Here is a 24,510-nt window from a genome sequence, read left to right as displayed (position 1 = left end):
ATCTCATATGCGACAACGGGTGATTCCGCTACAATCCCAGTGAAGTATTTCACACATCTAGCATCGTTACAGCAAGAAGACAGTATTCTTACTGGATGAGGAGTTTCACCATGTCGTCAAACTCAAGCGATCCAGGCGCCGGGCGCACCATCCCGGGCGTTGTGATCAACGGGCAACCGGCGCATGCGCGGGCTGGAGAATCCATCCTGACTGTCGCTCGGTCCAATGGCATATCCATCCCAACTTTATGTCACCTGGAGGGACTGAGCGATGTGGGCGCCTGCCGGTTATGTATGGTAGAAACGGTAGGCTCGAATAAGCTCATTCCGGCCTGCGTCACCCCTGTCACACCTGGCATGGAAATTACGACCCACTCGCCCACCCTGGCGGCGTATCGCAAGATGGTTTTGGAATTGTTGTTTTCTGAGCGCAACCACATCTGCGCGGTGTGCGTGGCCAACGGTCACTGCGAACTACAAGCCGTGGCCCAAAGCTGCGGCATGGACCATGTCACCTATGTGTATGCCTGCCCGCCTTTACCCGTTGATTACTCTCATCCCCGCTTTGGCCTCGATCACAATCGCTGCATCCTGTGCACGCGCTGCATCCGTGTTTGTTCAGAGGTCGAAGGCGCCAGCACCTGGGGACTTCGGGATCGGGGAAGCTCAACGCTGCTGATCGCCGACCTGGCCGGGCCGTGGGGTGAATCGCTTACCTGCACCAGTTGCGGCAAGTGCGTCCAGGTCTGCCCAACCGGCGCGCTGTTCGAAAAGGGGAAGTCAGTTGCAGAGATGACCAAGCGCCCAGACCTCATTTCAGAATTGGTGCAGAAGCGCCAGCGGAGCCAATCATGACCAAGCCTTCCTTCGCGACTGTCTGGCTCGACGGCTGCTCGGGCTGTCATATGTCGTTCCTGGACATAGATGAACGCTTGATCGCCCTGGTGCAGCTGGTGGACATCGTCTACAGTCCACTCGTTGACACGAAGGTCTTCCCAGACCATGTTGATATCGCCCTCGTGGAAGGCGCCGTCAGCAGCGAGGAAGACCTGGAGAAGATCAAGCACATCCGCGCTCATACCACAACCCTGATCTCGCTGGGCGACTGCGCCGTGACATCCAACGTGCCCTCGATGCGCAACGCCTGGGGACCCGATGCGGTTCTACGTCGGGCTTACATCGAGAACGTCGGTTATCGGCCGCTCATCCCAGACCAGGTGATCCCGCGGCTGCTGCCCAAGGTCATTCCGATCCATCACGTGGTCGCCGTGGATGTGTTCATTCCTGGGTGTCCGCCGTCTGCCGACACCATTTTCACCGTGCTGACCGAGTTATTGCAAGGCCGCACGCCAGACGTGTCCGCGCTGACCAGGTTCGGAGCCTGAGGGTGCGCAAGTTCTGAGGAGATCATTTATGCCAAGACAAATCATGATTGACCCCGTCACGCGCATCGAGGGCCATTCCAAGATTACGATTCAGCTCGATGACCAGGGGAATGTGCAGGACGCGCAGTTTCATGTGACCCAGATGCGCGGGTTCGAAAAGTTCTGCGAGGGACGCCCCTTCTATGAAATGCCTAGTCTGATGGCGCGCATCTGCGGCATCTGCCCGATCAGTCACCTCCTGGCTTCGGCGAAGGCTTGTGATGCGCTGATGGCCGTGCGCATTCCGGCGACGGCCGCGGCCTTGCGTCGCATCCTCAACCTGGCGCAGCATATGCAGTCGCACGCACTCAGCTTTTTTCACCTCTCCGCGCCCGATTTTGTCCTGGGTATGGATGCTGATCCAGCCGTGCGCAACATCGTCGGCCTCCTGCAGGTCAACCCGGGCATGGGGCGCGACGGCATCCGCCTGCGTCAATTCGGTCAGCAGATCATCGAGTGGCTGGCCGGCAAACGGATTCACCCGGCCTGGGTTGTCCCCGGCGGCGTCAATGCGCCCCTGGCGCCGGAAACGCGCGAGCGTATTTTGGCCGGCCTTCCGGAGATGATCGAAATCGCAGAGCGGTCACTGGCCTGGTTCAAGCCCACGTTCGAACGGTTTAGCGACGAAGTAGCAGTCTTTGCCAACTTCCCCACCCTGTTCATGGGACTGGTGAGCGACGATGGGACGCTTGAGCAGTATGATGGCAAGCTGCGGTTCATGGATGCCAACGGCCAACGCATCGCCGACATGGTCAATCCGGCGGATTACCAGGACTTTATCGCCGAAGCAGTCGAGCCGTTCTCATACCTGAAATCGCCGTTCTACCGGCCCTTGGGCTATCCCGCCGGCATTTATCGCGTCGGTCCGTTAGCCCGCCTCAACCTGGCCGATCGCTGTGGCACCCCGCGTGCAGACCGCGAGCTGGCAGAGTTCCGCAAGCTGCAAAACGGGCCGGTGAGGAGCTCGTTCCATTACCATTACGCGCGCCTGATCGAGATTCTCTACAGCCTGGAACGCATCGAGCAGCTGCTCAACGAGCCAGACATTCTTAGCCCCCACGTGCGCGCAAGCGGCGGGCCCAACGCGCACGAGGGCGTTGGGGTCTCCGAAGCGCCGCGCGGCACGTTGATTCATCACTACCGGATTGATGACGACGGCCTGTTGACCTGGGCGAATCTGATCATCGCAACCGGCCACAACAACCTGGCCATGAATCGTGGGGTCTTGCAAGTCGCGCAGCGTTTCGTTCAGGGGCAAAAACTGACTGAGGGGATGCTCAATCGGGTTGAAGCCGTGATTCGAGCCTATGATCCGTGCCTGAGTTGTTCGACGCATGCGCTCGATCACATGGCGCTGCATGTTCAACTGCTCGGCCCCGACGGTGCGCTCGTGGATGAGCGGCGGCGTGACTGAGAGGCTTTCGGCGCTGATTATCGGTTACGGAAACCCGCTGCGGCGCGATGATGGTATCGGCCTGGCGGCGGCGCAGCAACTGGCAAGCGACCTGGACATCCCCGGTGTTCAGGTCGTTGCTTGCCACCAGTTGACGCCCGAGCTGGCTGAACCGATCAGCCGCACGTCACGGGTCATTTTCATTGATGCCTGTGACGGCGATTCACCCGGCCAAGTGATCTGCCAACCTGCGCTGCGTGACCCGGAGTCGGCGCCTGCCTTTGCCCATCACCTGACGCCCGCTGCACTCTTGGCCTGTGCTCATGCCCTGTATCACGCCAACCCAACTGAGGCGCTGGTCATGACCGTAAACGGCGCCTGCTTTGAGTACGGCGAGGGTCTGACCCCCCAGGTTGCCGCTGCGCTGCCCGTGGTAACGACCATGCTTTCTGTTATCCTGAATACGTGGTTCGAGGGCGATAGAAAAAGCGCGCGAGGATGATCCCGAATTCGTACAATGCGTAGAGCGGCAGCATCACCAGGGTCATGTTGAACGGATCCGGCGTGGGTGTGATGACCGCGGCGACGACGGCTAAGATGACAATCGCGTAGCGCCGGCCGCGGCGCAACTGCGTGGGGCTGACCACGCCCAGGCGCGCAAAAAAGGCGATGATGAGCGGCGTCTCGAAGCTGAGGCCGATCCAGACGATGAAATTGGCAACAAACGAGATGTAGTAGTCAATCGAATACTGCGGCTGAATCAAATCGCTCAGAAAACGGCCCAGGTAATCCAGCGAAAACGGAAGCATGACGAAGGCAGAAAACGCGACGCCGATGGCGAACAGCAAGGTCGCGCCGGGAATGACGATGGTCAACGCGCGCTTTTCACCGGGTTCTAGACCAGGCACGACGAAAGCCACAATCTGATAGACGATAACCGGCATGGCGAACACCAGGCCGAGGACAAGCGCAACCTTGAAATAGACAATGATGTTTTCGGCCGGGCGCAGCGCCTGCGGTCGCGCGACGCCCATCGGCGAAATCAGGATCTCCAGGAATCGCCGCGCAAACACCGTGCCCAGCGCCGTGCCTACAACCAGGCTGACCACGATCTTGATCAACCGATCGCGCAATTCCCGCAAGTGCCCCACAATGGGCATGACCGATTCTCGTTTATTCGGGCTGGACATCAGTGATGATACCCGTGTTTGTCGCCGGCGCTGCGGGCGCAGCATTGGTGGATTCAGAGCCGGCGTCTGGCGGCCGCAGACCCGTGTTGTCCTGCACATGCTCGGCCTCTCCGCTCAACGGCTGCGCCAGGGTCGGCCGGGCCTCATCAAGGGGCTGCTGCATTGCGCGTGTGAACTCCTCGACATACGGCTCGGTCATGTGCTGAATCTGATAGAAAACTTTGCCTAACATGCGCGCCGCTTTAGGCAGTTCCTCTGGCCCCAAAAAGATCAAGGCCAGGATCACGATCAGAACCACTTCAAATGGGCCAATTCCAAACAGGTTCATAGTTTGATGTCATCTTCAATCAGGAAAATGTGCAGATGAGCCGGCCCGCTTGCACCTCGGACTGGCATCTGTTCGATGTCCATCGTCAGGCTCGGTCCGCTGATGATCGTCATGTCGTGCTGCATCCAGCCAGCCAGCTGCCCTTGTTGGCGCGCCGCGGCCAACCACGACTCGAACGAAGGCGCAATCTGAGCCGCCGGCAGCAAGACCAGATGAGTCGTGGGCCACGTGGCGGCGAGCATGGCCGCGGCGGATGGGTAACGAATCACAATGCTGCCCTGGTCGGCGAGTCCTGCCAGCCCAGGGGACATTCCCACGGCAGCCATTTTGCCGTCGCTGACCAATGCGCCGCTGCGAAGCGCTGCGGCTGACGGCGTTGTGGTTTGAATGTCGAGCATATGCAGCGCGTCCAAGAGGCCAGGCACCGGCAGCTCGTCCTGTTCCCACACCAGCACCTGGCGCACATCCGCGCGACGCAGGAAGGACAGAATGGAGAGGCGCGCTGCGCCGGGACCGACTTCACGAGTCACGGTGACGCCTCGTTCAGTGGCTGCGGCGGTGAAGCGCGCAGCCAACACGGTCTGGTCAGGCGCGCTGGTTTCCTGGGGACGCCGCCAGTCCGCAGGCCCGACGGGCGCGCCGGCAACCTGGTTCAGCGCGGCCAGAATGGCGCCGCGGGCATCATCAGGCATGCGCCGCCCCGCCGCTTTCTGGGGAATGCTGCCGCGCCCAGCGTGCACGAAAGGTCTCCGCCGCCGGCGGCGGCAGATGGCGAGCCGCGGTCCAGCGCCACAGCCACGGCGCCAACCAGCGTCGCGAGCGCCCGCCGCGCACGAGAAGGCGCCCCAGGCGATTGACGGCGCTCAACATCAGAAGGCGCGCGCCTGGCGCCTGGTGTGACGAGAGCAGTGTTCGACTGACCCAACCGCTAGGGCGCACGCGTGAACCAGGCCGTCGCGCGCGCGCCCGCAGTAAGTGCCGCGGCAGGTCAATGCCCACCGGACAGACGGTGCGACACGCGCCGCACAAGGTGCTGGCCTCGGCGGCGTCGGCAAATTGGGATGACAGGTGCAGCGGCCCCATCACCGCGCCCACAGGACCAGGGTAACTCCACGCATACGGCTGACTGCCCACGCGCCGCGCAACCGGACACACGTCCACGCACGCGCCGCATTGAATACACGTCAACAGGTCGGCCTCAGGCTGGGCAAGCATCGCAGAGCGGCCGTTGTCCAGCAGGATTAAGTGGAATTCCCGGTCGGCGGTCGGCGCGCCGCTCAAGAGCTCAACGTAGGTTGGCGCTGACCGGCCGCTGGCGCTGCGCGTCTGGACCCCAGACAGCAGCCACAGATCGTCGAACGTTGGCGCGATCTGCTCCAGCCCCATGATGCCGACTTGCAGCGGCGCCAGGGCGGAGGCCAGGCGCACATCACCCTGGTCATTGAACAGCGCCAGGGCGCCGGTCTCCGCCACGGCGAAGTCAATCCCCATCACCGCCAGAGCGCTTTGCAAGACGGCCTGGCGCGTGCGCCCACGGATGATGCGGTTGGCCGCGTCCGCATTGAGGAAGACCGGCATGTCTAGCCTGGCATGTAAGGTACGCACGATGTCGTCAATGCGCAGGTTCGCAACGCCGGCGTTGGGGTGCGCGGGCCGCTGTCCAGAGAGCTCCGCCAGAAACTCGCCCTGGTTGAGCAGAAACGTCGTCAAGCCAGCGCCCTGCAGCGCGGCCGTCAGACCAATCTCCAGCGGCAAAACCGAACGTGTCTGCACGACCTGGGTCACGCCTGCACGCTGCGCAAGCGCGATGATCGCCTGGCACGCCTCGCCGCTGTTGCGCGCCCAAATCACCTGGCCGCCGCGAGCCTGGATGGCGCGCTCGAGCTGCTCGAGGTAGACGCCCAGGTGCGCGATCGTGTGCCTGCGCAAGGCCGTACACCGTGCGGTCAACTCAGCCCAATCAGGTTGAGCTGCAACGGCAGCGCGGCGCTGCGCCGCCAGCACGGCGGTCGTGTGAAGGAGCGCCCCACGTTGGTTGGACAGCCCCATGGCGTGACGGCTGCGCGCTGCGAAAGAGGTCGGTAATCGTGGCATGGCGCAGAGTATACCACGCGTGCAGATAGATGTCTAAAGCGCCGGGCAAAAGCGCGGAACCTCAAAGCGTCACTGGCGGAGAGTACAGACGAGACGCCCGCGTTCCCAGCCCGTTACGCTCTCCAAACCTTGTTTGTAACGCTGTCGGAATCGTGCTATAATCAGGCGACGCGTGAGCGGGCTGCCATCTGAGATGCGAAGTGTGAACAAAACGAACAGCCGCGTGCGTGATCCATCAAAGGAACGACCGCCGTGTAGGTCGGTTCCCGTGTTATTCAAGGAGATCGCGATGATCGGTTCAACTGAACTCTTTCTGATTCTGGTGATTGTGGTCGTCGTTTTTGGCGCTGGCAAACTGCCCGAAGTGGGCGGCGCAATTGGCCGCAGCCTTTCCGAGTTTCGCAAAGCCAGCCAAAACGACAACGATCAGCCAAAAACACCGCCGGGGCCGGCCGGGTCCTAAGCGCCGCGTGAGGCGCCGTACATGGCCCCTGTTGACTGAAGACAACCACCCATGCGCATTCTGACCTATAATATCCATCATTGGGATGGCCGCGATGGCCGCGCTGACATCGAACGTCTGGCTGCGGTCATCAGTCAAAGCGGGGCCGACCTGGTCTCATTGAACGAAGTCGTGCACCCCGTGCGGCGCCGCGGTCATCTTGAATTCCCCCTGGTTGACCTGGCTCAAGCCGTGGGCATGAACTGGTCATTCGGCAGCAGCACGCGCCACATCGAAGGGACCGATTGGCGCGGACCGGTGGGCAACGCCATCCTCAGTCGGCATCCGATCCGCGATTTCAACAACCACCTTCTTCCCCGGCTGCCTGGCACGCAGCAGCGGTCCGTGCTGCTGGCTCATATTGCGGTCAAAGGTTATCAGCATGCGTTCACCTTTGGCGTGACGCATCTCGATCATGCACTGGAAGCAGTGCGCCTGTGGCAGATTCGTGGGCTGCTGCGTGAAGCCCGCGACTTCAGCTACCCGCACTTGATTGCAGGCGACTTCAACACCCATACCCCGCGTCGCGAACGATGGGTGCCGGCGACGCTGACCCATCTGCGCGAAGCCGGCTATGTGGACGTTTTCGCCCAGGTTGGGCGCGGCATCGGCGCCACCTTCCCGGCGCGCCGCCCTATCTTCCGTATTGACTACGTCTTCGTCCCAACTCTGTGGGCCAACCGCCTCGTCTATGCTGAGGTGCTCGATAACTACCTGACGCGCGTGGCTTCCGATCACCTGCCGCTACTGCTAGAGTGGGATTTACACTCGTGCTACGTGCACTAGCCTTCAATATCCACGGCTGGAAGGGCGTAGATGGACGGCTGGATGTGGAACGGCTGGCGCGCATCATCACCGGCGCTGTCGCTGACGCGACGCCGCTCGACGTGGTGGCGCTCAATGAAGTCTACCATCCGCTCATCCAGCCGGACGCCGCGCAGCCGCTGTTGGCGCGCCTGGCTGAACGCCTCGGCATGCGTTTCGTTTTTGCGCCCACCATTCCGCCCGGCCCCTTCGACGATCCACAGACGGCTTTTGGCAACGCCATCCTGAGCCCACATCCCATCCTGGCCTTTGCCGGACACCGGTTGACCACCCCTGCCGGCCACCCGGCGCGTGCCCTGCTCGAAGCGCGCCTCCTCCTGCCTGATCACCGCGCGCTCACCGTGTACACCACACACCTCGATCATCAGAGCGAAGCGGTGCGCATGGGTCAGGTGCAGGCGCTGCTGCTCTGGGCCGGCCGCGACCGCGACCGCTCGCATCTGCTCCTGGGTGATCTCAACGCCCTGGCCCCCAACGATTATGTCAACCAAGAAGAGGCCGTGGCCCGTCTGCAGGCCGATGCGATCGCCGCACACCTGGTACGCGACGGTATGCAGGTGCTGCCGCGCCTGTTCAAGGCCGGATACCTCGACTGTTTTGCCTGCGCCGGTCGCGGCCCCGGACTGACCTACAGCACGACCCAAGAGAAAATCCGCATTGATTTTTGCCTGGCCGCCGGACCTCTGGCCGACCAGGTGACCGATTGCCATCGCCTGGACGACGATGATGTTCGCCTGGCGTCCGATCATTTCCCCCTATTGACCGAGTTTGCGTGGTGAAAGACGCCGTCGCTGTCGTTTCTTCCTGCGCGTCGTTGTGTGCAGACATCAGACTAATCTACCAGCCAGGAGGTTCGCCGTCATGTTAGAATCGCGTTTCATGCTCAGCCAGAGGGATATTCCCACGAACTGGTACAACATCGCCGCCGACTTGCCAGCTCCACTCGCGCCCCCGCTGCATCCAGGCACTGGCCAGCCCATCGGGCCGGCTGACCTGGCGCCCCTCTTTCCGATGGAGCTGATCCTGCAAGAAGTCAGCACTGAGCGCTACATTTCGATCCCTGAGGAAGTCCGCGAGATCTACAAGCTCTGGCGGCCCACGCCTCTGCTGCGCGCGGTGCGCCTGGAAAAGGCGCTGGACACGCCGGCCAAAATCTACTACAAGTACGAAGGCGTCAGTCCGGCCGGCAGCCACAAGCCGAATACCGCGGTTCCCCAGGCGTATTACAATGCCAAAGAGGGCGTCAAGCGCATCAGCACCGAAACAGGCGCCGGGCAATGGGGCTCTTCGCTGGCCTTCGCCTGTCAGCTCTTCGGCCTGGAATGCCTCGTCTACATGGTCAAGGTAAGCTACTATCAGAAGCCCTACCGGCGCTCGATGATGCACACCTGGGGCGCGCGCGTCGTCGCCAGCCCATCCACCGAAACCAACGCCGGCCGCGGCATCCTGGCCGAACACCCGGATTCGCCGGGCAGCCTGGGCATCGCCATCTCGGAAGCGGTCGAAGTGGCAGCCTCCGACCCTGACACCCGTTACTCGCTCGGCTCGGTGCTCAATCATGTTCTGCTGCACCAAACGGTGATCGGGCAAGAGGCCAAGCAGGCCCTGGCCGCCATCGGGGACTACCCTGATGTGGTCATCGGCTGTGTGGGCGGCGGCAGCAGCTTTGCTGGGCTGGCCTTTCCCTTCCTGCAAGATCGTCTAACCCAGGGGCGTCCGACGCGCTTTCTGGCCGTGGAGCCGGCCGCGTGTCCGAGCCTGACCAAGGGCAAGTACGCGTACGACTACGGCGACGCCGTCGGCATGACGCCCATGGTCAAGATGTTCACGTTGGGTCATACCTTTATGCCGGCTGGTATTCACGCCGGCGGCTTGCGCTACCACGGCATGGCGCCGCTCATTTCGGCCCTAGTGGAAACCGGAGACATCACGCCGGTGGCCTATCACCAGAACCCGGTCTTTGCGGCCGCGGTCCAGTTTGCTCGCACCGAAGGCATCATCCCTGCGCCCGAATCATCCCACGCCATCGTCGCCGCGATTGACGAAGCCCTGGATGCCAAAGCCAAAGGCGAAGAGCGGGTCATCGTCTTCAATTTGAGTGGTCACGGTTTCTTCGATATGGCGGCGTACGACCAGTATCTGGCCGGCGACCTGGTTGACTATGAGTACCCTGCAGATGCAGTCACCGAGGCGTTGCAGCATCTGCCAGCGGTTGGTTGAACCTGTAACGCAATCCCCCGGATTGCCCGTCATCGTAACGCAATCCCCCGGATTGCCCGCCATCTTAACGCAATCCCCCGGTTTGCGGGCGCTTGAGATTGAAAGCTAAGGAGAATTGACATGACCGTTGTTGCCATCGTCGGGGCGCAGTGGGGCGATGAAGGAAAAGGCCGCGTCGTAGATTTCCTGGCCCAGGATGCGGCCTGCGTGATCCGTTTTCAGGGCGGCGACAATGCCGGCCACACGGTCATCAACCAATTCGGGACGTTCCGCCTGCACCTGGTGCCTTCTGGAATCTTCAATCCGGCCACGGTCAACATCATCGGCACTGGCGCCGTGGTGAATCCGGCCGCGCTGCTGGACGAAATGCACGAACTGGCGGCCGCCGGGGTGGACCTCGCCAATCTCTGGCTGTCGGACCGGGCGCAGATCTTGATGCCATATCACCGCCAGCTCGATGGCCTGGAGGAGATGGCGCGCGGCGGGCGCGCCATTGGCACCACCAAGCGCGGCATCGGCCCAGCCTACGCGGACAAAGCCGCGCGCTGGGGCGTGCGCCTGGGCGACCTCAAGCACCAGGGCTGGCTGCGCGAACGCCTGGAGCAGATTCTCCCTCATAAGAACCAGGTTTTGCAGCACTACGGTCAACCAGTTTGGAGCGTGGATGAGCTTTTCGACCTGTGCATGACCTGGCACGAAGCCCTGTACGGTCGCATCGTAGACACCGTGCCTATGATCCGTGACCTATACCGGGCCGGTAAGTTCATCTTGCTCGAAGGTCAACTCGGCATCATGCGCGACATTGACTGGGGCACGTATCCTTATGTCACGTCATCGAATCCATCGGCCTCCTTCGCCGCCGTCGGCGCAGGCCTGCCGCCCACGGCGCTCGATGAGATCATCGGCGTGGTCAAGGCCTACTCAACGTGCGTCGGGGCCGGGCCATTCCCGGTGGAACTGTTCGATGACACAGGCAAGACCATCCGTGAGATTGGCCGCGAATTTGGCGCCACCACCGGGCGCCCGCGGCGCTGCGGCTGGTTCGACGGCGTGGCGATGGCCCATTCGGCGTGGCTCAACGGCTTCACCCACCTTGCCATCACCAAACTCGATGTGCTCGACACCTTGCCAGAGTTGAAGATCTGCGTTGGTTACAGGGTCGGCGAGCGCATCATTGACTATATGCCGGACACGCCGCTCCTGCAAGAAGCTGAAGCGGTCTATGAATCGTGGCCGGGCTGGCAAGCGCCCACCACCAACTGTCGTTCCTGGGATGAACTACCAGCGGCCGCGCAGGCCTATCTACGCCGTATCCAAGACCTGGCCGGCGTTCCCATCCGTTGGGTTTCGGTCAGTCCAGAGCGAGACAAGATCTTTGCCGTATGAGCGCTGACTTCGCTTTTGCCCACGACACCTACATTTCTCCCTTCACCTGGCGCTACGGCAGTCAGGCGATGCGCCAGCTCTGGTCTGAAGAGCACAAGCGCCGCCTGCTGCGCCGCGTGTGGGTGGCCCTGGCGCGCGGCCAGATGGCGGCCGGCCTGGTCACGCCCGCGCAGGTGGCCGACCTGGAAGCGCATGCCGATCAGATTGACATCGCACGCGCGCAAGAGATCGAGGCCGCTATCCAGCACGACCTCATGGCCGAGATTCGAGTGTTCGCCGAACAGTGTACGGTGGGCGGGCCGATCATTCACTTGGGCGCCACGAGCATGGATATCTTGGACAATGTCGAGGCGCTGCGCCTGCGCCAGGCCATGGACCTGATCATAGCTGGGTTGCGGCGCTGCCTGGTGATCCTGGCCGAGCACATCGAGCGCTACGCCGATTTGCCAGGCATGGCGTTCACGCATCTACAGCCGGCCGAACCAACGACGCTCGGCTACCGGTTGGCGCAGACCGGACAGGATTTGCTGGCGGACTTGGATGAGCTGGCGCGCGTGCGCCAGGCGATTCGCGGCAAGGGCCTGCGCGGCGCGGTGGGCACATCCGCCTCGTACGAACAGTTGTTGACGGGCGCAGCCATGACCGCGGCTGAGCTGTCGGCGCGCGTCATGGCTGATCTCGATCTGCCTGAGTATGACGTGGTGACGCAAACGTACCCGCGCAAGCAGGATTGGCTGGTGCTCAACGCGCTGGCCGGGCTGGCCGGCAGCTTGTATAAGTTCGCTTTCGACCTGCGTCTGCTGCAGTCGCCGCCGCTGGGCGAATGGGCGGAGCCGTTTGGGCGCCAGCAGGTCGGCTCATCGGCCATGCCCTTCAAGCGCAACCCGATCAACGCGGAGAAGATGGACAGCCTGGCGCGTTTCGTGGCTGCGCTGCCGCGCGTCGCCTGGGACAATGCGGCGCACAGCTTGCTGGAGCGGACGTTGGACGATTCCGCCAACCGGCGTGTACTTTTCCCCGACGCGTTCCTGGCCGTGGACGAAATCGTGCAGACGGCCTGTCGTTTGCTGCAAGGGCTGGTCATCAACGAGGGGGCCATCGCCCGCAACCTGGCGACTTACGGCGTCTTTGCAGCGAGCGAACGCCTGTTGATGGAAGCGGTCAAGGCGGGCGGTGACCGGCAGACGCTGCACGAAGTCATACGCGAACACAGCCTGGCCGCCTGGGCGGCCATGCAGAGCGGCGCACCGAATCCGCTGGCCGCGCGCCTCGCAGCGGATGGCCGCATCCAGGAGTTGGCGCCGCCGGGGCAAATTGCCAGCTTGCTCGACGCGTCGCACTACGTGGGCGACGCCCCTGCACGAGCCAGAGCGTTGGCGGCGAAGATTCGCCACCACGCGGGAGATTAGGTCGGTTGAAGTACGGGAGGCAATATCCAGCAGGCCGGTATTTGTCGTAAGCCGAGCGCCTGCCAGTGTTCGAATTCGGAACGCCATTGCGCAAAGAGAGCTTTGCCGTGCAGGGGAATACCATCGTTGAGTGCTTCCAGGACGGTGACGTGCTTGTCTTTCATCATGCTGTCCCACTCGGCGCGGGTATAGCCGATGGCTTCTATCGGTCCGTTGCCGTTAACCAACCGCGATAACTGGGTCATGCGCGTGAACCAGTTCGGTTCCAGGTTTCCTCCGATAACCAGGATATCAATATCGCTGTCTGGCCCAGCTTGGTTGCGCGCCACAGAGCCATAGAGAATAATACAATCGGGCTTGATGGCCTCAGAGACTAGCCGCGCGTAACGATTGGCTTTCATTTGAAGATCATGTTGCAGCATACAGAATGCCTCTTGCATAATCAACTAACGTCTGCGCGTTATCCAGTGACTCTTCAGCTTCATACAGCTGATAGTGAGACGACGGCGTCATCGGCGCGGCGTCTGGATAGCGTGTGCTGGTATCATGCTGGTCAAGATGCCGGGCCGCATCGGCAATGCGCAGGTCTGGTGATAGGTTGGCCAGGGTTGCATACGCAGTCAGCAAGTCAACCACCGAATGTCCTCGAGGGCGCTGGGCCTGTGCATACAAGAGCGCTTTCATGGCTTTCTCGCCGGCTTGCTGGCAGTGAAAAGCGCACTTGGCATAGAAACCGTTGTCACACAGGAGTTGAGCCGCGCGGAGGTCGTTAGCTGCTTCTGCGAACCAATCGTCATGAACAGACATACCAATTCCTTTGATTACGACAATGTTGGTTGGTATTGTAACCGATTCTGAGCCAAGAAGCAATGAACCGGAGGAGAAATATGCAATACGGAATGAAACTGGCCGAAGGCAAAACCAAAACTGTTTATGCGCACGCGGATAATCCGCACCTGGCCTACCTGGTGCACAAAGACAGCATCACCGCGGGCGATGGCGCCCGGCGCAACGTCATCGAGGGTAAGGGCCAGGTGGCCGGACGGACGACCGCCAATGTCTTTACCTATCTGAACCGGCACGAAGTGCCCACCCATTTCGTCTCCGCGCCGGCCGCGGACGTGACCCTGGTGCGCCGCTGCACCATGATTCCGATCGAAGTGGTCATGCGCCGACTGGCGACCGGCTCCTATCTCAAGCGCCATCCCGACACGGCCGAGGGTCACCGTTTCGAACCACCGCTGGTCGAGTTCTTTCTCAAGGATGACGCGCGCCATGACCCCCAGATTTCCGGCTTGGAGATTGTCAAGAGCGACATTGCCAGCGATGTCGAGGTAGACCTTTTCATCAAACTGGGACGCCAGGTCTTTGAGTTGCTGGAACAAGCCTGGGCCAGGCAAAGCATCCAATTGGTAGACCTGAAGATTGAGTTCGGGCGCTTGCTCGGCTTCAGCGCCGACAACCTGGTGGTGGCGGACGTGATTGACAACGACTCCTGGCGCCTCTGGCCGGGCGGCGATAAGGCGCAGATGCTCGACAAGCAGATTTACCGCAACATGCAGGTAGTCACGCAGAAGGGCCTGGCCGATTTGATGGAGAAATACAGGACAGTGGCCGAGATGACCGCCCAGTTTTAGCCAGGCGCCTGCTTGATCACAGGCGCCACTTCCGAACGCAGCGTACATCCAACCAGAAGGACCACCTATGAAGGTTGGTGGAACACAAAGGAGTGGCCGACATGAGTCATGACATCATCGTCCCCATCATCATGGGGTCCAAAGCGGATTTGAGCCACGGGCAGGCCATCGCCAAGGTGCTCACGGCGCTGGGCATTTACAGTGAACTGCGCGTCGGCTCGGCGCACAAATCGCCGCTGCACGTGCTACACATTCTGGAACACTACGAAGCCGACCCCCGCCCCAAGGTGTACATCACCATTGCCGGCCGCTCGAATGCACTCAGCGGTTTTGTAGATGCGAATGTGATTGCGCCTGTTATCGCCTGCCCGCCCTACGCGGACCGCTTCGGCGGCGGTGACATTTACTCGACGCTGCGCATGCCAAGCGGCGTTGCGCCCGCCACTGTGTTGGAGCCGGAGGCGGCGGCGCTGCTGGCAGCGAAAATTCTGGCGTTGGGTCATGAAGAGCTGCGCAAACGCGTCTTCGCCTATCAGGCTGCGTTGCGTGCGGCCATCGAAGCCGACGACCGTGACTTGCGTTAGCAAGCCGAAAAGCCTGGTTTCTTGCAGAAATCAGGCTTCTGGATAGAAGAACGGGTGTTGTTACATGCATGATGTGGATGAGCAGGTCAGCGACAAGTTTAGCGATGCGTGCGGCGTATTCGCGATCTGCGCACCGGGTGCAGACGTGGCTCGCATCACGTTCTTTGGGCTGTACGCCTTACAGCACCGCGGACAGGAAAGTGCAGGCATTGCCGTGAGCGATGGCCAGACCGCGGCCATTCACAAGGGCATGGGATTGGTCGCCCAGGTGTTCGATGAGCAGAATCTGGCCCCGCTGCAAGGACACCTGGCGATTGGCCACACCCGCTACTCCACCACCGGCGGCTCGTTTCTGCGCAATGCGCAACCCTACCTGATCGAAACCATCCACGGCCCTCTGGGCGTGGCGCACAATGGCAATTTGACCAACGCGCGCACCCTGCGCCGCGACATGCTGGAACGTGGAGTCGGCCTGACCTCCAGCAGCGACAGCGAGGTCATCACCCAACTGCTGGCCGCGGCTACCCCATCCGGCGTCGGCAGCCCGTTTGGCCGCCTCATGCCCGCCGGCACGTGGGAAGATCGCATCTCTGCCTTCATGCAGCGCGCCGAAGGCGCGTATTCGCTCACCATTTTGACCCGCGACGCCGTCTTCGCGGTGCGCGATCCGTGGGGATTGCGGCCGTTGTGCCTGGGGCACCTGCCTCTTAACGGTCATGGCACGGGTTGGGTTGCCGCGTCTGAGTCGTGCGCGCTGGCGACCATCGGCGCGGAATACGTGCGTGACGTGGAGCCGGGCGAGATCGTGCGCCTGGATCGCGAAGGCATGAAATCCACCCTGGGTCGCCAGCCGGAGCCGCGCGCGTTCTGTATCTTCGAGCTCGTCTATTTTGCCCGGCCCGATTCGACGCTTGACAACCAGACGGTGCACCAGGTGCGCCAACAGTTAGGCCGCGAACTGGCGCGCGAGGCGCCGGTTCCTGGCGCCGATGTGGTGGTCGGCGTCCCCGACTCATCCACCCCGGCCGCGATAGGTTACGCGCAAGCGTTGGGTATCCCGTTCAGCGAAGGCTTCACCAAGAATCGTTACATCGGGCGCACGTTCATTCAGCCTGATGACCGCCTGCGCAAGGCCGGCATTGCCTTGAAATATAACCCGCTGCCGGCCAATCTGCGCGGCAAGCGGGTCGTCATGGTGGACGATTCGATTGTGCGCGGCAACACGGCCGGGCCGCTGGTGCAGCTCCTGCGCCAGGGCGGCGCCGCGGAAGTCCATGTGCGGGTGTCCTCGCCGCCGGTGCAGCATCCATGCTTCATGGGCATTGACATGGCTACGACCGAGCAGCTGATCGGCGCGTCCAAAACCGTCTCCGAGATTCGCGAGATCATCGGCGCGGACAGCCTCGCCTATCTGTCACACGACGGCATGATGGCCGCGATCCGCGCGGGTCAGACCCCGCAGGCCGGCTTTTGCAGCGCATGCTTCACCGGCAAGTACCCGGTGCGCCTGGAGGAGTGGTGGGCCAATCGCAGCAGCAAGAAGTTGGCCTTCGAGGGCGCGCTGTAGAGTAAACCACCTCCCAACACCTCGCTCAGAAACGAGGGTTTCACGCGGCCGCGACCAACAAACGATGATAGCAAGAAATGAGCAAGCCCCGTCGAAGGCATGTCCTACCCGCCAAGAACCTCCATCGTAGGTCATCGCCTCTGGCGTGACGACCGCACGTCTCACCACAAAGCAAGCTTCTTGGTGGGCCACGTCTCACGCGTAACGAACGCACGTCGTACCGACGGTGTGACCCATGGCTTGGGCTGAGGCGCTCGACAAGGAATCTCGCAGGTTTGCCTTGTTGTTTGACAAGCATTGGCGTATAATCACAGCAAGAGTGGATTCAGAGGATCAAGGTATCGCCATGCATGCCATGTTGTCTGGACAAACGGAAACACATTCAATCATTCAAGAAATCGTGAATAAGCTGGTTGCTGATTATCAGCCACAACGGGTAATTCTGTTTGGTTCGTACGCGTACGGGAATCCACGCCCGGATAGCGACATTGATTTGTTGATCGTCAAGGATACCTCAGATCGTTTCTCCCAGCGCTGGAATCGTGTTCGGCACATACTGTCCGATCCAACCCGTCAGATTGCCATCGAGACGCTTATCCTGACGCCAGACGAGTTGGCTCAACGCACAACCATCGGCGATCAGTTTGTCATTGATATCATCAAACGTGGTAAGGTGCTCTATGCCGCGTGATGTTCCTGCTCTAGCAGCAGACCGGCCTCAGATTGCTATACAAGGCCAGCAGATGCAAGCGTCCAACGAAACGTCAACCCGACAGACGCGCCTTGCGGGCCATGAACGCGCTGCGCTGAGCGCGCTCGTCGCTCGCCTGCGCCGACGTTATGGCAACGATCTGAGGCGTGTGGTTCTCTTTGGCTCAAAGGCGCGGGGGGATTTCGATAACGAATCGGACCTTGACGTTTTGGTCGTGATTTCCATGAGTACCGATATGTATCGCCACTATTGGAATGATATCGTTGATATCGCTTGTGACATTGAATTGAAGTATGGCGTAGTAATCTCGCTAATCATCAAAGAGACTGCGAACTACGCTGCCATGCGCAGCCAGGGACTGTTGTTGGCGCGCAACATTGAGCAGGACGGAATTGACCTATGGATGACGCCATCGTTGGAGCAGTTTCTTGAAGTCCGAGGAAATGGTAAGTAGTCGCACGATTCTCGTTGTCGGTTCCGGGGGGCGCGAACATGCGCTGGCCTGGAAGCTGGCGCAGTCGCCGCAGGTCGGACAGATTTGGGTGGCGCCGGGCAACGGAGGCACGGCCGGCGATGGCGTGATCCGAAATGTCGCCATTGCGGCCGAGGATGGGCCGGCCCTCTTGGCGTTCGCGCAGAGTCACGGCGTGGATCTGACCGTCGTCGGTCCGGAGGCGCCCCTGGCGGCCGGCGTGGTGGACCTCTTTCAGGCCGCGGGTCAGCGCATTTTTGGCCCTACGCAGGCCGCGGCGCAGTTGGAAAGCTCCAAAGCCTTTGCCAAAGACTTCATGTGGGAAACGGGCATTCCCACGGCCGGCTACGTCATTCTTGATGACTACGATGCCGCGCTGGAGTATGTGCGCCAGGCGGAGCGGCCGTTGGTGGTGAAGGCCAGCGGCCTGGCCGCGGGCAAGGGAGTCATCGTCTGCGATGACATGCTGCACGCGGAACAGGCCGTGTTTGATCTGCTGCGCGCGCGCGTGTTTGGCGAAGCTGGCGACGTGATCGTGATCGAGGAGCGCCTGGCTGGCCCGGAGGTCTCTCTGCTCGCCTTCTGTGATGGCAAGACCGTGGCGCCGATGCTGCCCGCGCAGGATCACAAGCGCGTGGCCGATGGCGACCGCGGGCCAAACACCGGCGGCATGGGCGCTTACGCGCCGGCGCCCCGCCTCACCCCCGCCCTGGTAGATGAAGCCGTGCGCACCGTCCTGCAACCCGCGGTGGATGGCATGGCGGCCCAGGGCGCCCCCTTTGTCGGCGTGCTCTACGCCGGATTGATGCTCACACCCGCCGGCCTGCGCGTGCTGGAGTTCAACGTGCGCTTCGGCGACCCCGAAACCCAGGCGATCCTGCCCCTGCTCGAAAACGACCTGCTGGAGATCTTCGACGCCTGCGTGGACGGCCTCCTGGCCGCGTACAAGCTGCGCTGGAAGCCAGGCGCGGCCGTCACCGTCGTGGCCGCCGCGGCCGGTTATCCCGGCGCATATCCGAAGGGCGATCCCATCACCGGCGTGGAAGCGGCCAATGCGCTGCCGGGCGTGCAGGTCTTTCTGGCTGGCGCCAGCCGCGAAGGTGAGCGCCTGTTGACCCAGGGCGGTCGTGTGCTGGCAGTCACCGGCGCCGGCGCTGACTTCGCCGAGGCCCGTCGCCGCGCATATGCCGGGATGGAACAGATTCACTTTGCTGGCATGCACTATCGGCGGGATATTGGAGACCAAAGAGCGACGCATTGAGATGAAACGATCATGACGACGTATCAAGAGGCGGGGGTTGACATCGAGGCGGGTCATCGAACGGTCGCGTTGATGAAAGCGGCCGTGCAGGCCACTTACACCCCGGCTGTGCTGGCCGGCATCGGCGCGTTCGGCGGACTGTTCGACGCCGGGGCCGTGCAGGCCATGGTCGCGCCGGTGCTGGTGGCCTCCACCGACGGCGTGGGCACGAAGGTCAAAGTGGCCGCGCAGATGCGGCGCTTCGACACGATCGGCGCGGATTTGGTCAACCACTGTGTCAACGACATCTTGGTGCAGGGCGGCCGGCCGCTCTTTTTTCTCGATTACATTGCCGCCAGCCGACTCGTGCCCGAAGAAGTGGCGGCCGTCGTGATCGGCATGGCAGGCGCATGCCAGGCCGTGGGCTGCGTCCTCTTGGGCGGCGAAACCGCAGAAATGCCCGGCGTCTACCTGGCCGGCGAGTTCGATGTGGCAGGCACGATTGTCGGCGTTGTGGAGCGCAGCCGCATCGTGGATGGCCGCAGCGTGCAGGCGGGCGATGCGCTGATTGGCCTGCCCAGCAGCGGCCTGCACACCAACGGCTATTCGCTGGCGCGACGGGTGCTGTCCGGCCTTGATTGGACGGCGCCGCATCCCGATCTAGGCGCGGAACGCAGCATTGGCGACGCGCTGCTGGCCGCGCATCGCTGCTATCTGCCGGAGGTTGAGCGGCTCTGGGCGGCTGGGGTGGTCATCAAAGCGATGGCGCACATCACCGGCGGCGGGCTGCTGGACAATGTGCCGCGCAGCCTGCCCGATGGCCTGGGCGCGCAGATCGAATTTGGCGCGTGGCCGGCGCCGCCCATCTTTGGCTTGATCCGCCGCCTGGGCGACGTGCCGGAGGATGACATGTTCCGCACCTTCAATATGGGCGTCGGCATGGTCATCGTCGTAGAACCGGACGCGGTCAAGGTCGTGCGCCAGGTCGTGGGCGCAGATGCCTACATCATCGGCCGTGTCGTGCCCTGGTCGGGAGAGACATCACGCGTCGTCATCGCCTGAGCGGGGGGAATGAGGACTTGAGCAGTTTACCAGATTCTTGCCACGAATTACACGAATTTCTCCAATTCTGCGCAATCGGTTTCGTGGAATTCGTATAATTCGTGGCAGATTTCCGGGCAACTGGGTAGATCCCAAAGGTATTCGAGTGTGAGGTGAAGCCATGTCTGACACAACGTCCCCGGCCCGCCTGGTCGTTCTCATTTCAGGCAATGGCACCAATCTGCAGGCCTTGCTCGACGCCTGCCAAGACGTCAGTCTGGCCGCGCAGGTTGTGGCCGTCGTCTCCAATCGGCGTGATGCCTACGGCCTGGTGCGCGCGCAGCAAGCGGGTGTGCCTACGGCGTACCATCCGCTGAAGCCATATACGGACAGCGGGCGCACGCGCGAAGACTACGACGAGGACCTTGCCGCGATCGTGAGCGGATTTCAACCCGACCTGATTGTGTGCGCCGGCTGGATGCAGGTGTTGACGCCGGTCTTTATCAGCCGCTTTGCCGATCGCCTCATCAACCTACACCCAGCCCTTCCTGGCCTTTTTCCCGGCACGCACGCCATTGAACGCGCCTTCACGGCCTTTCAGCAAGGTGAAATTGAATCCAGCGGCGCGATGGTGCATTTTGTCGTACCAGCGGTAGATGCCGGGCCCGTGCTTGATCAGATCGTTGTGCCCATCTTACCTCATGACCAACTCGACGATTTCGAGGAGCGGATGCATGTCCACGAACGCATCTTGCTGGTGCGCGCCGTCCAAAAGTGGCTGACGGAGCGCGCCAGCCTACCGGCTGTCTGACGCGGCTGCGGGGCTGCATCTTCGCGAAAAAGGAGACAGTGTTTATCATGACGATTCAACGTGCCTTGCTGAGCGTGCATAACAAAGCCGGCTTGATTGACCTGGCGCGGGTGCTGAGTACACACGGGGTGGAGCTGGTTGCCAGCGGCGGCACCGCGCGCGCCTTGACGCAGGCCGATCTGCCTTGCACCCCGGTGGAAGAGGTCACGCATTTTCCTGAGATGCTGGGCGGTCGCGTCAAGACCCTGCACCCGGCCATTCATGGCGGCATCCTGGCCCGCCGCACCCCGCAGCACCTGGCTGATCTGCGCAAGCAGGGGATGCAGCCGTTTGACCTGGTGGTATGCAACTTGTATCCGTTCAGCCGTACCGTGGCCCGCGCCGATGTCACCGAGGCCGAGGCCATCGAGGAGATTGATATTGGCGGCGTCACGCTGCTGCGGGCCGCGGCCAAGAATTTTGAGTCGGTAACGGTGCTGTGCGATCCGCAGGACTACCTGACCGTGGCGCTGCACGTGGAGAAAGGCGAGCCCGTGCCGATCGAGACGAGGCGTCATCTGGCGCTGAAGGCTTTCCGCCACACCGCCGCGTACGACGCCGCGATTGCCGCCTGGCTGGGTCGCCAGGCCGAAGGCGCCGATGCTTTCCCCGCCGTACTGACGCTGAGCGCCAATCTCGCGCAGGTGCTGCGCTACGGCGAGAATCCTCATCAGCGCGCCGGCTTCTACCGCTGGCCGGACACGCCAATGACCCTGGCCCAACTCAGCGGTGAGAAGGAAATGAGTTATAATAACTACGTGGACCTTGACGCCGCCTGGGGCATGGCGCAGGAGTTCGCACGGCCGACGGCGGCCATCATCAAGCACACCAACCCCTGCGGGCTGGCCAGCGCGGACAGCCTGGTCGAGGCGTATCAGTTGGCCCTGGCGGCCGACCCGGTGAGCGCATACGGCAGCGTCATTGCCGTCAATCGCCCGCTCGATTTGGCGACCGTCGAAGCCATCGGCTCGCTGTTCGTGGAAGTGCTGGCCGCGCCGGCCTACGAACCGGAGGCGCTGAAGGCGCTCAAGCGCAAGAAGAACCTGCGCGTGCTGGAGGTCAAGCCTGAGGCGACCTTCCCCTACGCCATGCGCACCGTGCACGGCGGGCTGCTGGTGCAGACGCCGGACGACGCGCTGGAGCCAGCAAGTGCGTGGCAGGTGGTGACGCAGCGCCAGCCGACGGCCGCTGAGATGACGGCGCTCGATTTTGCCTGGCGCGTCGCCAAGCACGTCAAGTCAAACGCCATCGTCTTTACCACCGCCAACGAAGTGGTTGGCGTGGGGGCCGGGCAGATGAGTCGCGTGGACTCGGTGCGCCTCGCCGCGCAGAAGGCCGGCGACAAGGCCAGGGGCGCCGTGGTGGGATCAGACGCCTTCTTTCCATTCCCCGACGGCGTGGAGGCCGCGGCCGCGGCGGGCTGCACGGCCGTGGTTCAACCTGGCGGGTCCATGCGCGACGCTGAGACAATTGCCGCGGCTGATCGCCTGGGCCTGGCGATGTGTTTCACCGGCGTACGACATTTCAAGCACTAACGTCAGAGACCGGAGTTCAGAGGAGGGGAAGCATGTTTGTGACAACGCATGATGTGGCGGTTTACGAGAAGTTCATGCTCGTGGCCGTGGAACTGGACGATGTGGAAGATATTGGCGAGGATGAGCTGTGGGATGCAGTGGAGGAAAACGACTGGATCATAGCCCAAAACAAGCCAACCGTGTTGGTTTACGTTGATAGCAACGACGACATCAACTACTACGGCGATGAAGACCTGGTGGACGCAGCCGCCGAAGTCCCCTATGATGAAATCGTTTGGAGCCAGCAAATCACGCTGGAATGGCTGGAAGAAGGAGACGAGGAAGAGTAAGCATGACGGTCCTCGATGCCGGCCGCGGTCAGGACAATGATTGGCGGCGACTGTTCGATGTGGAACAACAAGCGCCCTTGTTGGACGGTTCTACGCGCACCTATGTCAACTTTGACAACGCCGCGTCCACGCCGCCGCTGCGCGCGGTGACCGCGGCCGTCAACCGTTTTCTACCGTGGTATTCGTCGGTCCACCGCGGCTCCGGTTTCAAGAGCCAGCTGGCCACCTTTGCCTACGAAGAAGCCCGCCGCACCACCATGCGTTTCGTCGGCGCTGATCGGGCGGCCCATGTTTGTATCTTCGGCAAGAACACCACCGAAGCCTTGAACAAGCTTGCGCGCCGTTTTCCCTTTGCACCGGGGCGCGACACCATCATCGTCTCCATGATGGAGCATCACTCCAACGATCTCCCTTACCGGGCTGTCGCCAACGTGGTGCATGTGGCAGTCAAGCCGGACGGCAGCCTGGACGAGGCAGACTATGACCGCAAGCTGGCGCAGTATGGTGAACGGGTCGCGCTGGTGGCCATCACCGGCGGCAGCAATGTGACCGGCATCATCAACCCGGCGCCGCGACTGGCGTCCAAAGCGCACGCCGCGGGCGCGCAATTCCTACTCGACATCGCGCAGCTGGCGCCGCATCGGCCAGTGAGCATGGGCAGCCTGGATGACCCCGGCCATTTCGACTACGTGGCGCTGTCCGCGCACAAGTTGTACGCGCCGTTTGGCGCCGGCGCCCTCATCGGTCGGCGTGACACCTTTGCCCAGGGCGAGCCTGATCAGCGCGGCGGCGGCACGGTCGAAATCGTGACCGAGGATGGCGTCTGGTGGAGCGGCCCGCCGGATCGAGATGAAGCCGGCAGCCCCAACGTCGTGGGCGCGGTCGCGCTGGCCGCGGCCATCGAACAGCTGCAAGCGGTGGGGATGGACACTGTCGCCGCACATGAGGCCGAGCTAACGGCCTATGCCCTGCGTCGCCTGGCCGCCGTCGAAGACCTTGAAATCATCGGCGATGCCGACCCGGCGCGCGCCGCGACGCGCCTCGGCGTCATTCCATTCAATCTGCGCCACGTGCAGCATTTCCTGGTCGCCTCGATTCTGGGCCATGAGTTTGGCATCGGGGTGCGCAACGGCTGTTTCTGCGCCCATCCCTACATCCTGCACCTCTTGGGGCTTGACGCGGCGCAGACACTGCTCGTGCGCGATGAAATGCTGGCGCACAACCGTGCGCATATGCCGGGACTGGTGCGCGCCAGTTTTGGTCTCTACAACACCCTGGCCGAGGTGGATTACCTGGTCGAGGCGCTGACCAAGATTAGCCGCGGCGAATACAAAGGTGATTATGTGCAAGATCGGGCTTCTGGCGACTATGCGCCCCGCGGCTGGCAGCCCGATTTCAAGTCGTTTCTAGGCTGAACGTAACTATTCAGGCGGCGCGCCGTGGCAAGCGAGCGATTGAAATCGCGCCTGATGGGCGTTCCGCCAGGCGTCCACCTGAGTGGCGCGGCGCCGGTCGGCTCCGGCCGACGGCTCGACTGAGCTCGCCGAAGTCCTGGCGGCGGCACGCCCTTGCGGCCCGAATTCATTCGGCGGCTGCAGTCGGCGCAGGATGCCTGAATAGTTACGGCTGAACACAGGCCGCGGATCGCCATGGATGGCCCGTTTTCATCCGAGGGCCTTTTCATCCACTGTTGTGCGCCTCGCACATGGGCGCTTAACTTGAAGATAACCCGATGGCTCACACCAAGACACAAAGAAGCTATTGACGACTTGG

Annotated in this window: 27 protein-coding genes; 21 read left to right on the top strand and 6 right to left on the bottom strand. The window is 62.2% G+C overall.

From position 1 onward, the window contains the following. The first annotated feature begins 110 nt into the window (after nt 1-110). Genes hoxU through ACPQ6D_RS03635 form a run of 4 tightly spaced genes read left to right on the top strand, consistent with a single transcriptional unit; the run spans nt 111 to nt 3,318 of the window. Nucleotides 111-854 carry a bidirectional hydrogenase complex protein HoxU gene (gene hoxU, locus ACPQ6D_RS03650; RefSeq protein WP_423222936.1) on the top strand — a complete coding sequence of 248 codons (744 nt, stop codon included), beginning with the start codon at nt 111-113 and terminating at the stop codon, nt 852-854. Further along, the gene (locus tag ACPQ6D_RS03645) at nt 851-1,384 is read left to right on the top strand and encodes an NADH-quinone oxidoreductase subunit B family protein (RefSeq protein WP_423222935.1); all 534 of its coding nucleotides are present in this window, start codon (nt 851-853) and stop codon (nt 1,382-1,384) included. The genes hoxU and ACPQ6D_RS03645 overlap by 4 nt, the downstream gene beginning before the upstream one ends. A gap of 28 nt (nt 1,385-1,412) precedes the next feature. Further along, on the top strand, nt 1,413-2,837 hold the full coding sequence (locus ACPQ6D_RS03640) for a Ni/Fe hydrogenase subunit alpha (protein ID WP_423222934.1): 1,425 nt from the start codon (nt 1,413-1,415) through the stop codon (nt 2,835-2,837). Then, nucleotides 2,830-3,318, top strand: coding sequence for a hydrogenase maturation protease (locus ACPQ6D_RS03635; RefSeq protein ID WP_423222933.1), 489 nt, complete (start codon nt 2,830-2,832; stop codon nt 3,316-3,318). Before ACPQ6D_RS03640 ends, ACPQ6D_RS03635 begins: the two co-directional genes overlap by 8 nt. Here ACPQ6D_RS03635 and tatC read toward each other — a convergent pair. Genes tatC through ACPQ6D_RS03615 form a run of 4 tightly spaced genes read right to left on the bottom strand, consistent with a single transcriptional unit; the run spans nt 3,269 to nt 6,428 of the window. After that, complete coding sequence (gene tatC / locus ACPQ6D_RS03630; protein ID WP_423222932.1) at nt 3,269-3,976, bottom strand: twin-arginine translocase subunit TatC; 708 nt, start codon at nt 3,974-3,976, stop codon at nt 3,269-3,271. The two genes, ACPQ6D_RS03635 and tatC, sit on opposite strands and share 50 nt — an antisense overlap. A gap of 13 nt (nt 3,977-3,989) precedes the next feature. Beyond that, a complete protein-coding gene (locus ACPQ6D_RS03625) occupies nt 3,990-4,334 on the bottom strand; it encodes a twin-arginine translocase TatA/TatE family subunit (protein WP_423222931.1) in 345 nt (114 codons plus the stop codon). Then, complete coding sequence (locus tag ACPQ6D_RS03620; protein WP_423222930.1) at nt 4,331-5,026, bottom strand: LUD domain-containing protein; 696 nt, start codon at nt 5,024-5,026, stop codon at nt 4,331-4,333. Before ACPQ6D_RS03620 ends, ACPQ6D_RS03625 begins: the two co-directional genes overlap by 4 nt. After that, a complete protein-coding gene (locus ACPQ6D_RS03615; protein WP_423222929.1) occupies nt 5,019-6,428 on the bottom strand; it encodes an LUD domain-containing protein in 1,410 nt (469 codons plus the stop codon). The genes ACPQ6D_RS03620 and ACPQ6D_RS03615 overlap by 8 nt, the downstream gene beginning before the upstream one ends. Nucleotides 6,429-6,717: 289 nt before the next feature. Between ACPQ6D_RS03615 and tatA the strand changes: the two genes are divergently transcribed. From tatA to purB, 6 genes are all read left to right on the top strand, one after another. After that, complete coding sequence (gene tatA / locus ACPQ6D_RS03610) at nt 6,718-6,891, top strand: twin-arginine translocase TatA/TatE family subunit (RefSeq protein WP_423222928.1); 174 nt, start codon at nt 6,718-6,720, stop codon at nt 6,889-6,891. Between the two features lie 51 nt (nt 6,892-6,942). Beyond that, nucleotides 6,943-7,716 carry an endonuclease/exonuclease/phosphatase family protein gene (locus ACPQ6D_RS03605; protein ID WP_423222927.1) on the top strand — a complete coding sequence of 258 codons (774 nt, stop codon included), beginning with the start codon at nt 6,943-6,945 and terminating at the stop codon, nt 7,714-7,716. Then, nucleotides 7,701-8,534, top strand: a complete 834-nt coding sequence (locus ACPQ6D_RS03600) for an endonuclease/exonuclease/phosphatase family protein (protein ID WP_423222926.1) — start codon at nt 7,701-7,703, stop codon at nt 8,532-8,534. Before ACPQ6D_RS03605 ends, ACPQ6D_RS03600 begins: the two co-directional genes overlap by 16 nt. Nucleotides 8,535-8,616: 82 nt before the next feature. Next, nucleotides 8,617-9,975, top strand: a complete 1,359-nt coding sequence (locus tag ACPQ6D_RS03595) for a TrpB-like pyridoxal phosphate-dependent enzyme (protein ID WP_423222925.1) — start codon at nt 8,617-8,619, stop codon at nt 9,973-9,975. A gap of 120 nt (nt 9,976-10,095) precedes the next feature. After that, entirely contained in the window at nt 10,096-11,361 is a 1,266-nt protein-coding gene (locus tag ACPQ6D_RS03590; RefSeq protein ID WP_423222924.1) for an adenylosuccinate synthase, read from the top strand. Further along, on the top strand, nt 11,358-12,770 hold the full coding sequence (purB, locus tag ACPQ6D_RS03585) for an adenylosuccinate lyase (RefSeq protein ID WP_423222923.1): 1,413 nt from the start codon (nt 11,358-11,360) through the stop codon (nt 12,768-12,770). Before ACPQ6D_RS03590 ends, purB begins: the two co-directional genes overlap by 4 nt. On the opposite strand, the gene ACPQ6D_RS03580 is transcribed toward purB, so the two are convergent. Both ACPQ6D_RS03580 and ACPQ6D_RS03575 read right to left on the bottom strand, forming a co-directional pair. Continuing rightward, a complete protein-coding gene (locus tag ACPQ6D_RS03580; protein ID WP_423222922.1) occupies nt 12,767-13,192 on the bottom strand; it encodes a nucleotidyltransferase domain-containing protein in 426 nt (141 codons plus the stop codon). The genes purB and ACPQ6D_RS03580 overlap by 4 nt on opposite strands. Beyond that, complete coding sequence (locus ACPQ6D_RS03575; RefSeq protein WP_423222921.1) at nt 13,179-13,577, bottom strand: HEPN domain-containing protein; 399 nt, start codon at nt 13,575-13,577, stop codon at nt 13,179-13,181. The genes ACPQ6D_RS03580 and ACPQ6D_RS03575 overlap by 14 nt, the downstream gene beginning before the upstream one ends. A gap of 80 nt (nt 13,578-13,657) precedes the next feature. Between ACPQ6D_RS03575 and ACPQ6D_RS03570 the strand changes: the two genes are divergently transcribed. The 11 genes from ACPQ6D_RS03570 to ACPQ6D_RS03520 all read left to right on the top strand — a co-directional run bounded on the left by ACPQ6D_RS03570 (nt 13,658) and on the right by ACPQ6D_RS03520 (nt 24,152). Further along, a complete protein-coding gene (locus tag ACPQ6D_RS03570) occupies nt 13,658-14,407 on the top strand; it encodes a phosphoribosylaminoimidazolesuccinocarboxamide synthase (RefSeq protein WP_423222920.1) in 750 nt (249 codons plus the stop codon). 101 nt (nt 14,408-14,508) lie between these two features. Further along, on the top strand, nt 14,509-14,991 hold the full coding sequence (locus tag ACPQ6D_RS03565; protein ID WP_423222919.1) for an AIR carboxylase family protein: 483 nt from the start codon (nt 14,509-14,511) through the stop codon (nt 14,989-14,991). A 64-nt stretch (nt 14,992-15,055) separates the two neighbouring features. Beyond that, the gene (gene purF / locus ACPQ6D_RS03560; RefSeq protein WP_423222918.1) at nt 15,056-16,558 is read left to right on the top strand and encodes an amidophosphoribosyltransferase; all 1,503 of its coding nucleotides are present in this window, start codon (nt 15,056-15,058) and stop codon (nt 16,556-16,558) included. 235 nt (nt 16,559-16,793) lie between these two features. Next, entirely contained in the window at nt 16,794-17,249 is a 456-nt protein-coding gene (locus ACPQ6D_RS03555; RefSeq protein WP_423222917.1) for a nucleotidyltransferase domain-containing protein, read from the top strand. After that, a complete protein-coding gene (locus tag ACPQ6D_RS03550) occupies nt 17,239-17,724 on the top strand; it encodes a nucleotidyltransferase family protein (RefSeq protein WP_423222916.1) in 486 nt (161 codons plus the stop codon). Before ACPQ6D_RS03555 ends, ACPQ6D_RS03550 begins: the two co-directional genes overlap by 11 nt. Next, nucleotides 17,699-19,003, top strand: coding sequence for a phosphoribosylamine--glycine ligase (gene purD, locus ACPQ6D_RS03545; protein ID WP_423222915.1), 1,305 nt, complete (start codon nt 17,699-17,701; stop codon nt 19,001-19,003). The genes ACPQ6D_RS03550 and purD overlap by 26 nt, the downstream gene beginning before the upstream one ends. Nucleotides 19,004-19,015: 12 nt before the next feature. Further along, nucleotides 19,016-20,044, top strand: a complete 1,029-nt coding sequence (gene purM / locus ACPQ6D_RS03540; RefSeq protein WP_423222914.1) for a phosphoribosylformylglycinamidine cyclo-ligase — start codon at nt 19,016-19,018, stop codon at nt 20,042-20,044. A 160-nt stretch (nt 20,045-20,204) separates the two neighbouring features. Continuing rightward, the gene (gene purN, locus ACPQ6D_RS03535; RefSeq protein ID WP_423222913.1) at nt 20,205-20,834 is read left to right on the top strand and encodes a phosphoribosylglycinamide formyltransferase; all 630 of its coding nucleotides are present in this window, start codon (nt 20,205-20,207) and stop codon (nt 20,832-20,834) included. Nucleotides 20,835-20,881: 47 nt separating this feature from the next. After that, on the top strand, nt 20,882-22,408 hold the full coding sequence (gene purH, locus ACPQ6D_RS03530) for a bifunctional phosphoribosylaminoimidazolecarboxamide formyltransferase/IMP cyclohydrolase (protein ID WP_423222912.1): 1,527 nt from the start codon (nt 20,882-20,884) through the stop codon (nt 22,406-22,408). A gap of 32 nt (nt 22,409-22,440) precedes the next feature. Beyond that, the gene (locus ACPQ6D_RS03525; RefSeq protein ID WP_423222911.1) at nt 22,441-22,737 is read left to right on the top strand and encodes a hypothetical protein; all 297 of its coding nucleotides are present in this window, start codon (nt 22,441-22,443) and stop codon (nt 22,735-22,737) included. Between the two features lie 2 nt (nt 22,738-22,739). Beyond that, nucleotides 22,740-24,152, top strand: a complete 1,413-nt coding sequence (locus tag ACPQ6D_RS03520; protein ID WP_423222910.1) for an aminotransferase class V-fold PLP-dependent enzyme — start codon at nt 22,740-22,742, stop codon at nt 24,150-24,152. The last annotated feature ends 358 nt before the right edge of the window (nt 24,153-24,510 follow it).

The sequence above is a fragment of the Candidatus Amarolinea aalborgensis genome (assembly GCF_900491745.1).
In the GTDB taxonomy this organism is placed as follows: Bacteria; Chloroflexota; Anaerolineae; order SSC4; family Amarolineaceae; genus Amarolinea; species Amarolinea aalborgensis.
The sequence above is the reverse complement of the archived record's forward strand: the minus strand, read 5'-3'. Positions and strand labels throughout refer to the sequence as shown.